Source organism: uncultured Pseudacidovorax sp. (genome assembly GCF_913773995.1).
Classification (GTDB): Bacteria; Pseudomonadota; Gammaproteobacteria; order Burkholderiales; family Burkholderiaceae_C; genus Xenophilus.
This window is the reverse complement of the sequence record NZ_CAJYES010000110.1, coordinates 83,787-92,831: the sequence shown is the minus strand read 5'-3', so window position 1 is coordinate 92,831 and position 9,045 is coordinate 83,787. Positions and strand designations below refer to the sequence as shown.

The window sequence follows — 9,045 nt, the reverse complement described above, 5'->3', positions numbered from 1 at the left end:
ACCGGCTTGTAGAGCACCGCGACGCCGGCCGAGGCGACTTCGCGCAGGCGCTCGGGCTTGGTCTCGCCCGTCACCAGCAGGCAGGCGGTGTCCTCGCCGATGCCATGGGGGTGCTGGCGCAAGGCCTCCAGCACCGCCAGGCCGTTGTCGCCGGCGCGCAGCAGCAGGTCGCTGACCACCACGTCGGGCGGGGACGCCCAGGCGTCGGCCAGGGCCAGCGCCTCTTCGCGGCCCTGCGCGGCCTGCACCGTGGCGCCGCTGGCACCCAGGACCACCTGCAGCCCTTCGAGGATGCCCGCTTCGTCGTCGATGACCAGGATGCGCAGGCCGTCCAGCCGCACGTCGTCCGACGGGGCCGACAAGGTGAGTGGCTGCGCCAGCATCGCGGGCGGGCGCACCGCGGCATGGGCCGGCGGATGGGCGGCCCGCAGCAGCAGCCGCACCCGCGTGCCGCGGCCGGGCACCGAATGCAGCTCGGCCCGCGTGTTGAGCAGCCGCGCCAGGCGCTGCACCGTGGCCAGGCCCAGACCCATGCCGCGGGTGCCGCGCGACTGTTGCGGATCGACCTGGTAGAACTCCTCGAAGACCCGCGACTGGTGCTCGGGCGCGATGCCGATGCCGGTGTCCCAGACCTCGACCCGCACCGAGCGGCCGCGCCTGCGCGCGGCCACCAGCACACCGCCGGCCGGCGTGTGGCGCAGCGAGTTGGAGACCAGGTTCGACAGCACGCGCGTGAGCATCACCTGGTCGCAGCGCACCCACAGGTCGGTCTTGCGCACCACCAGCCGCAGCTCCTGCTGCTCGGCCACGGGACGGAAGTTGCGGCTGATCTCGTCGAACACCGCATCCAGCGGAAGATCCGCCCACTGCGGCTGCACCACGCCGGCGTCGAGCTGGGACAGGTTCAGCAGCTCCAGGAAGAGCCGGTCCAGCGATTCCACGCACTCCCGGATGTGCGCGATGCGCTGGAGTTTGCCGGCGTCGGTCTCGCCGTTGGCCAGGCCGTCGGCGAAGAGCGTGAGCGCATGCAGCGGCTGGCGCAGGTCGTGGCTGGCAGCGGCCAGCAGCCGGGTCTTGGCCTGGCTGGCCACTTCGAGCTGGGCGTTCTTGCGTGCCAGCTCCGCGGTGGCCGTCTCGATGCGGCTTTGCAGCAGCCGGCGACCCTCGGCCAGCGCATGGGCGGTGGCATTGAAGCCGTGCTGCAGACGCCGCACCTCGGCCGCGCCCTCGATGACCACATGCGCCTCCTCGCCGGCCCCCAGTCGGTCGACGGCACGCGCCAGGCGGCGGATGGGCGCGCTGATGCGCCGCGCGGCCCACCCGGCGGCCAGGGCCACGCCCGCCAGGCTGGCGGCCAGGGCCAGCAGCACGTTCAGCCACACCGCGCGGCGGGCGCTGGCGACCGCATCCAGGCTCATCTCGACCATCACCTGACCGACGGGGCTGCGCCCGTCCGGCGCGGGCACCGGCACCACCGCGCGCAGGCCGGCGCCGCGCGCCCGGTCCTGCGTCTCGGCATTGGCCAGGATCTCGCCATCGTCCGACCAGACCTGCACCTGCTGCACATGCGGCTGGGCGATGCCGGAATGGGCCAGCCGCAGCAGGGCGCGCCGGTCCAGCTGGGCCAGCGGCGCCTGCGCGGCGGTGGCCAGTTGCAGGCCCACCGTCTGGGCATTGGCCCGCACCAGCTCGGTCATGCCGTCCAGGTACTGACGCATCAGCACCCCCATGGCGCCCATCATGGCCAGGGTGGCGGGCAGCACGGCCAGCAGCACCATCTGCTGCCCCAGCGACAGCCGTGCGAGCGAAAAACGCCCGCCCCGCCCCTGCCGCGGCGGCGGGGCGGCGCCGACGGCGGAGCCCGGACGCGCCGCCGGCACGGCCCGCGCGGACGCGGAACGTGGCGCGCCCGCGGCCGCCTCGGCGGCGGCGCGCATCGGCTGGGAACGGCCCGGCAGGGCGCTCATGTGAGAAACGTCACAGAAAAAACATTGAATGTTTTCTAATTGTGAATTCTCCGCAGCTTCACCACGACTGCGCATTCGCTCTAACCCGTTCAGTCAGCCATGTCCGCGCCCACCGCCGCCGCCCGTCCCGACTGCCCGCCCCCGAGGCGCTCGCCGGGGCGCCTTGCCCTCGGCGCCGCCCTGAGGCGGGCCGGGCAGACGCTGGCCGCGCTGTGGATCGGCCTGGCCGCCGGCCTCTCGGCTGCGCAGCAGGTGCTGCCGCCGGCTGCACCGCCAGCGACCGCCGCGCCGGTGCGCTTCGGCATCCTCCCGCTGGGCGGCGCCTTCGAGTCGCGCAACGACTGGGAGCCGCTGCTGGCGGACATGGGCCGGGCCATCGGCCGGCCGGTGACGGTGCTGTCGGTCACCTCGTACGAGGCGCTGGATCAGGCGATCCAGCGCGGCGAAGTGGACATCGCCTTCCTCTCGGGCCGCATGGCGCTGGATGCGGTGACGCTGCGCCAGATGCGGGTGCTGGCCCAGGTGACGCGCCACGACGGCCTGCCGGGCTATCGCTCGCTGCTGCTGGTGCGTGACGGCGGCCCGCTGCCCTCGCTGGAGGCACTGCTGGCCGAGCCGGAGCGCTGGCGCCTGGCGCGGGGCGAGCCGCGCTCGGTGTCGGGCTACATCGTGCCGCAGCTGCAGCTCTTCCTGCCCAACCGCATCGCCATGGAGCGCTTCCGCAGCGAGACCGTGGGCACCCACCAGGCCACCGCCCTGGCCGTGGCCAATGGCGATGCCGACGTGGCCACCAACAACACCGCGGATTTCGAACGCTTCCGCCTGCAGTTCCCGGCCGAGGCGCGGCGGCTGCGGGTGATCTGGGAATCCGACCTGATCCCGCATGCGCAGATCGTCATGCGCAACAGCTATCCGCCCGCACTGCGGGGCCAGGTGCAGGCCTTCCTCGTGGCCTACGGCAAGGCGCCCGGCGCGCGCGGCGAAGCGCAGCGGGCGGTGCTCAAGTCGCTGCACGACCTGGCGGGTTTCCTGCCCGCGGACAACAGCTCGCTGGTGCCGGCGGCGCGCCTGGCCTACCAGCTGGCGCGCCAGAACGCCATGACCGCGCAATGGGTGAACGAGGAGGCCCGGCAGGCGCGGCTGCAGCGGCTGGACGCAGCCTTCGCCGAACAGATGGCCGCCCTGCGCGATGACGGACGCTGAACGCCGACGCTGGCTGGTTCGCGCTCTGGCGATGGTCGTCGGCGCGCCCCTGGCCGGCGCAGCGGCCGGCGCGCCACCGGCACCGGCGGCGGCGCCCGCCACGCGGACGGGCCAAGACGGCCAGGGCGCCGCCCTGCCGCTGGTGTTCGGCCTGCCCCTGGTGGGCGACGCGGTGGAAAACCGCCGCCGCTGGGAGCCCCTGCTGGTGGCGCTGTCCTCGGCGCTGCGGCGGCCGGTGACCGTGTTCAGCGCCTTCCAGTACGACACCCTGGCCCACGCCGTACAGGCCGGCCGCATCGACTTCACGCTGCTGTCCGGCAGGATGGCGCTGGACGCCGTGATCGACGGCCCGATGCAGGTCGTGGCCCAGGTGCGGCGCCGCCGCGACCCGCGGCAGGTGGAGCACCGCGCCCTGCTGCTCGGGCGCATCAAGGACGGGCCCGCCACGCTGGACGCCGTTCTGCAGGACCCCGGGCGCTGGCGCATCGCCCGCGGCGACCGACGCTCGGTGTCCGGCTTCATCGTGCCCCAGTCGGAGCTGCTGCTGCCGCACGGCATCGACATCGAGACCAGCTTCAAGGCCGAGACCGTGGGCAACCACCAGGACAACGCCCTGGCCGTTGCCAACGGCGATGCCGACGTCGCCACCAGCAACAGCACCGACTTCGAACGCTTCCAGACCCTGTTCCCCGCCGAGGCGGGCCGGCTGCGGGTGCTGTGGACCTCGCTGCCCACGCCGCCCGCGCAGATCGTGGTGCGGCGGGGGCTGCCGGCGGACCAGCAGGCCGCTCTGCGCCGCGTGCTGCTCGACTATGGCCAAGCGCCCGGCGCCGAGGCCGAGCGCGCCGTCCTGAGGGGTCTGCAGGCCGACCTGGGCTACGAATCCGCCGACGACGGCGCCCTGCTGGAGGCCGCCCGCATGCAGCGCGACCTGGCCCTGCGGCACGCGCGTCTGGCCCAGTGGGTGAGCGAGGATGCGCGGGCCAACCGCATCGCCAAGGTGGAGCGCGAGTACCAGGCGCAGGTACGGCGACTGGGCAGCACCACGCGCGACTGAGCGGCCCCTCCCGCTGCAGCGCGGTCAGGCTGCGGATGCGGATGCGGATGCGGATGCGGATGCGGAGCAAAGCCTGCCCGCGCCTACAGGGGCCGGCCAGGGCGTCCTACCGCGGCGCGGAGCACCAGCGGCACGATGGACCTCGAGCGGCGCGATCGCGTCCGCGCAAGCAAAGAGGCAGCCCCCATGAGCAACGCTCCCACCGAGAAGCCCGATCCGGCTGGCGAAGGCCAGACCCGCACCAAGCAGAGCCATGGCCACGCGCCGCGGATGCCGCACGAGCGCGACCAGTCGGCCGACAGCCAGGAAGCCCGCGACGGTCAGCCCACCGAGCGCGGCAAGCGCGCCTTGAACGACCTGGAAAGCGGCCGCAAGGACACCGACCGCGGGCAAGTGGCGCACGACACGTATCAGAAGCAGAAATAGCGAGGCTTCGAAGCTCGCCCAGGGCTTGCTCCCCTCTCCGGCAGGAAGGAGCGAGCTACCACCGTCCCTCAGGCCGCACGCCCCCAGTAATCGGCCCGGCCGTATTGCGCCTTGAGGAAATCCAGCCACAGCCGCACACGCAGCGGCAGGTGACGACGCTCGGGAAACACGGCATAGATGCCGTTGGGCGGTGCGGCGAAGTCGTCCAGCACCGGGGCCAGCAGGCCCGCATCGATCTCGGCCTCCACCTCCCAGGTGCTGCGCCAGGCGATGCCCAGGCCCGCCAGGCACCAGTCGTGCAGCACCTGCCCGTCGGTGCAGTCCAGCGGGCCCGAAGGCTTGAGGTGCACCACCTCCACGCCGTCGCCATCCTGTCGCGGCACCTGGAAGGCCCAGCCGCGGGTCTGCGAGGCGTCGCTGCTCAGCGTGAGGCAGTCGAAGCGCGCCAGATCCGACGGATGGCGCGGTACGCCATGGCGCCGCAGGTACTCGGGCGTTGCCACGCATCGGCGGCGGTTGTCGCCCAGGCGCATGCTCACCAGCGAGGAGTCGGGCAGATCGCCCACGCGCACCGCGCAGTCGTAATGCTCGCCCGCGAGGTCGATGACGCGGTCGCTCAGGTTGAGCGACACCGTCACCTCGGGATGCAGTTCACGGAATCGCGGCACCAGCGGCGCCACATGGCGGCGGCCGAAGCCGGCCGGCGCCGTCACCCGCAGATGGCCGCTGGCCTTGACGCCCCCGGCGCTCACGCTGGCCTCGGCATTGGCCACTTCGGCCAGCAGGCGCTGGCAGTCTTCCAGGAAGGCGCTGCCCTCGTGCGTGAGCGTGAGCCGGCGTGTGGTGCGCAGCAGCAGCTTGACGCCCAGGCGTTCCTCCAGCGCGTCCAGCCGCCGGCCGATGATGGCCGCGGCCACGCCCTCGGCCTTGGCCGCGGCCGCCAGGCTGCCGCGCGCGGCCACGGCCACGAAGGTCTCCATCTGCGTGAGGCGGTCCATGTCGCGCCCCTTGCCAACCGGTCGATCAGCCGGCCGTGGCGGCGGCCGCGCCGGCTGCCACCATGGCCTCGATCTGCGCTTCGGCATAGCCGGCGGCCTGCAGCAGCTCGCGCGTGTGCTCGCCGATGACCGGCGGCTGCAGGCGCAGGGGCGGGCGCACGCCGTCCAGCGTGAACGGCAGCAGCGGCACCTGGGCCATGTGTCCGTCGTTCATGCGCACGGGCGCGAGCCCGCCGCTGGCCACCAGATGCGGATCCTCGAAGAGTTCGTGCGGACGCGTGATGGGCGCGAAGGGCAGCGCATGCTGTTCGAACAGCGCGGTCAGTTCGGCCGCACTGCGGGCCGCCAGCCGCTCTCGAAGAATCGGCATCATCCAGGACCGGGCGCGGACGCGGTCGTTGTTGGTGGCCAGGCGGGAGTCGGCCAGCAGGTCCTCCAGGCCGCAGGCGCGGCAGAAGACGGGCCACTGCTTGTCGCTCACCACGGCCAGGAAGATCTGCTGGCCGTCCTTCACGGTGAAGACGTCGTAGATGCCCCAGGAGGAGATGCGCGCCGGCATCGGATCGGCCGCGACGCCCGTGGCGGCGTACTGCAGCATGTGCTGCGCGACCAGGAAGATGTTGTTCTCGAACAGGGCCGACTGCACCTCGCCGCCCTCGCCCGTCTGCTCGCGCCGGCGCAGTGCGGCCATCGCGCCGATGGCGCCGAACAGGCCGCCCATGATGTCGTTGACGCTGCTGCCTGCGCGCAGCGGATCGCCGGGCCGGCCGGTCATGTAGGCCAGGCCGCCCATCATCTGCACCGTCTCGTCAAGGGCCGTGCGGTTCTCGTAGGGACCGGGCAGGAAGCCCTTGTGGCTCACGTAGATGAGGCGCGGGTTGTCGCGGCGCAGCGTGTCGTAGTCCAGGCCCAGCTTCTTCATGGTGCCGGGGCGGAAGTTCTCGCTCACGATGTCGGCCGTGGCCACCAGCCGCCGTGCGGCCTCCAGGCCCTCGGGCGTCTTCAGGTCCAGCGCCACGCTCTTCTTGTTGCGGTTGAAGGCCGGGTAGAAGCCGGCGCCGGCGCCGAGCAGGCGGCGGGTGTCGTCGCCGGCCAGCGGCTCGACCTTGATGACCTCGGCGCCCAGGTCGCCCAGCAGCAGGCCGCAGGTGGGGCCCATGACCATGTGGGTGAACTCGACGACGCGGATGCCCGCATAGGGCAGCGGCGGGCTGGCGGTGTCGGTCATGCGCGCCCTCTCCAAAAAGTCCGTGATCTTATCGGCGCGTCTGCGGGCGGGGACCCGGACGGGCCGGCCCGCGCGGGTCGCGCGGCAGGGCCGCGCCCGCGTCAGGCCCGCTCGCGCGCGCCCACCCAGGAAAGGAAAGCCAGCGCCACCAGCACGAAGCCGTAGCCCAGGCTGGTCGCCTGCAGACCGAAAACGCCGACGGCCAGACCGGCCAGGATGGCCGGCACGCTGAAGGCCAGGTAGCTCAGCACGAAGAAGCTGGACATGAGGCCGGCCCGCTCGTGGGGCGAGGCCACCGGCACCAGGCTGCGCACGGCCGCGTTGAAGCTGGCGCCGAAGCCGGCGCCCGCGACCACGGTCCCGCCGAAGAACAGCGCGGCCTCTCGCGCGTAGACGCCCAGCAGGGTGATCGCAATGCCGGCACCGAGCAGCACGGCGCTTGCGCGCAGCACGCGCCGGGCAGGACGCTGGCGCACCCCATAGATCGCCGCGGCGCCCGTCAGCACCAGGGTGGCGATGAGCGCGCCCCCCGCCAGTGGCGTCGCGCGGCCGGTCACGAGGCGGGCCAGCGTCGGCCCGAGGGACAGGTAGAAGCCCCCGAGCGCCCACCCGGCGGTGTTGAGCGGCATGAGCCGCAGCACCAGCGCGCGGGCCGCCGGCGGGACATGCGCGCGCGGAACCAGGGAAGCCCAGGCGCCGGGCCGGGGTGCCACCGTCGCCGGCAGGCGCAGCGCCAGCACAGCCTGGATCACCAGCGCGACCAGCAGAAGCTCGTAGACCAGATGCAGCGGCCGGGGCGCGAACTGCACCAGTACACTGGCGCCCAGCGCGCCCAGCGCCATGCCGATCATGGGCGACAGGCCGTTGAACAGCGCGCCGCGCGCCGGGTCCAGATCGAGCAGCGTCGCGCTCAGCACACTCGTGGCCGTCCCGGTGGCGATGCCCTGCAGCACCCGGGCCGCGATCAGCCAGCCCACCGAATCCGCCTGCCAGAACAGGCCGATGGCGCCAAGCTCCAGCACCAGCGCGCCCAGGATCACGGCCCGTCGGCCCAGGTGGTCGGACAACGCACCGAAGACCAGCAGCGCCACCAGCAGCGCGAAGGCATAGCTGGAGAAGACGACGGTGAGCACCAGCGCCGAGAAGCCCCAGGCGTCCCGATACACGGCGTACAGCGGCGAGGGCGCACTCGACGCGGCCAGGAAGGTGATCACCAGCGTCACGACCAGCGCGAAGGCGGCACGCGGCGGCAGGCGGGCCGGGGCGGCGGGCGCCCTGCAAGCGGGTACGGACATCGATGTCTCCTTTAACGCAAAGATTTTGCGTTTGTGGATTGTGCGCTTGTTGCCTCCCTAACGCAAATTCTTTGCGTTAGCATCGATGGATGGCTTCCTCTCCCACGCTCCCCCGCACCGGGCCGCGCCCCGGCGGCCGCAGCGCGCGCGTGCAGGAGGCGGTTCACCGTGCCGTCCGGGAACTGGCCGCCGAACATGCGCGCGAGGCCCTCACCGTCCCGATGGTGGCCGCACGCGCCGGGGTGACGCCGTCGACCATCTACCGCCGCTGGGGCGATCTGGCCGAACTGCTGGCCGATGTCTCGGTCGAGCGCATGCGGCCCGACGGCGAACCGGCCGACACCGGCGCGCTGCGAGGCGACCTGCTGGCCTGGGCCGAGCAGTACAACGAGGAGATGTCGTCACAGGTCGGCCGCGCGATGCTGCGGGACGTGCTCGGCGTGCAGTCGCCGGATGCCCGTCCCTCGTGCCGCTGCGCGGATTTCATCGCCCTGCAGATCGGCGTGCTCCTCGGCCGTGCGCAGGCACGAGGCGAAGCCGCGCCTGCGGTGGAGCGCGTGATGGACACGCTGGTGGCGCCGCTGCTCTTTCACCTGCTCTTCACGGCGGCACCGGCCACCGGCGTTCAAATCGCTGGCTGGGTGAACGCGAGCCTGGCGGCGGCCGCGCCCTGAACTGTGGCGGGACGGCGTGCGGCTGCCTCCGGGCGACAAACGTCACGCCAGGCCGCCGGCCCGGGATTGCCATCATTTCTGTCACGAATCAACGCCTCATTCGCTGATTAATCTTCGGCCCCGTCTCTAATACAGTGGAGGTCGAGCGTCGGCCCCATGCATCGCGTTGAGCCGACATCCCCGTGCAACCCCTTTGC

Annotated in this window: 8 protein-coding genes; 4 read left to right on the top strand and 4 right to left on the bottom strand. The window is 72.6% G+C overall.

Annotation, left to right across the window (positions count from 1 at the left end):
- Positions 1-1,967 (bottom strand): hybrid sensor histidine kinase/response regulator (locus QZ772_RS09835; protein ID WP_295525331.1); only part of this gene is annotated, 1,967 nt, incomplete at its 3' end.
- A gap of 99 nt (positions 1,968-2,066) precedes the next feature.
- Here QZ772_RS09835 and phnD point away from each other — a divergent pair.
- The 3 genes from phnD to QZ772_RS09820 all read left to right on the top strand — a co-directional run bounded on the left by phnD (position 2,067) and on the right by QZ772_RS09820 (position 4,653).
- Complete coding sequence (gene phnD / locus QZ772_RS09830) at positions 2,067-3,170, top strand: phosphate/phosphite/phosphonate ABC transporter substrate-binding protein (protein ID WP_295525329.1); 1,104 nt, start codon at positions 2,067-2,069, stop codon at positions 3,168-3,170.
- Positions 3,157-4,227 (top strand): phosphate/phosphite/phosphonate ABC transporter substrate-binding protein, encoded by a 1,071-nt coding sequence (locus tag QZ772_RS09825; RefSeq protein ID WP_295525327.1) that lies wholly within the window; start codon positions 3,157-3,159, stop codon positions 4,225-4,227. The genes phnD and QZ772_RS09825 overlap by 14 nt, the downstream gene beginning before the upstream one ends.
- 186 nt (positions 4,228-4,413) lie before the next feature.
- Entirely contained in the window at positions 4,414-4,653 is a 240-nt protein-coding gene (locus QZ772_RS09820; protein WP_017758169.1) for a hypothetical protein, read from the top strand.
- A gap of 68 nt (positions 4,654-4,721) precedes the next feature.
- On the opposite strand, the gene QZ772_RS09815 is transcribed toward QZ772_RS09820, so the two are convergent.
- The 3 genes from QZ772_RS09815 to QZ772_RS09805 form a co-directional block, all read right to left on the bottom strand.
- The gene (locus QZ772_RS09815; protein WP_295525324.1) at positions 4,722-5,651 is read right to left on the bottom strand and encodes a substrate binding domain-containing protein; all 930 of its coding nucleotides are present in this window, start codon (positions 5,649-5,651) and stop codon (positions 4,722-4,724) included.
- A gap of 25 nt (positions 5,652-5,676) precedes the next feature.
- Positions 5,677-6,879 carry a CaiB/BaiF CoA-transferase family protein gene (locus QZ772_RS09810; protein ID WP_295525322.1) on the bottom strand — a complete coding sequence of 401 codons (1,203 nt, stop codon included), beginning with the start codon at positions 6,877-6,879 and terminating at the stop codon, positions 5,677-5,679.
- Between the two features lie 101 nt (positions 6,880-6,980).
- Positions 6,981-8,174 carry an MFS transporter gene (locus QZ772_RS09805; protein ID WP_295525320.1) on the bottom strand — a complete coding sequence of 398 codons (1,194 nt, stop codon included), beginning with the start codon at positions 8,172-8,174 and terminating at the stop codon, positions 6,981-6,983.
- A gap of 89 nt (positions 8,175-8,263) precedes the next feature.
- Here QZ772_RS09805 and QZ772_RS09800 point away from each other — a divergent pair, with 89 nt between their 5' ends.
- Positions 8,264-8,848, top strand: a complete 585-nt coding sequence (locus QZ772_RS09800) for a TetR/AcrR family transcriptional regulator (RefSeq protein ID WP_295525318.1) — start codon at positions 8,264-8,266, stop codon at positions 8,846-8,848.
- Positions 8,849-9,045: the final 197 nt, after the last annotated feature.